At 69.3% G+C, this 280-nt stretch carries 1 protein-coding gene; it reads left to right on the top strand.

The features are described from left to right. Nucleotides 1-280 (top strand): redoxin family protein (locus RVY79_RS19210; protein ID WP_317466156.1); only part of this gene is annotated, 280 nt, incomplete at both ends.

Below are 280 nucleotides of genomic sequence, written 5' to 3'. Positions count from 1 at the left end.
GCCGCGACTGCTCAATGTGTTCGCCAGCTGGTGCAATCCCTGCATCGCCGAGGCGCCGCAGCTGCTGAAGCTCAAGCAGGCGGGCGTGGAGATCGACGCGATCGCGATCCGCGACACGCCGGACGCGGTGCGGGCCTTTCTGGCGCGGAACGGCGATCCCTATGCCCGGATCGGCGACGATCCGACCGGCAAGGCCCAGATCGCGCTCGGCTCGTCGGGGGTGCCCGAGACGTTCCTGATCAATGGCCGGGGCGAGATCGTCGACCAGCACGTCGGCGAC

It is taken from the genome of Chromohalobacter sp. HP20-39, assembly GCF_033052815.1.
In the GTDB taxonomy this organism is placed as follows: domain Bacteria; phylum Pseudomonadota; class Gammaproteobacteria; order Pseudomonadales; family Halomonadaceae; genus Chromohalobacter.
This window is presented reverse-complemented; position numbering and strand designations above follow the sequence as displayed.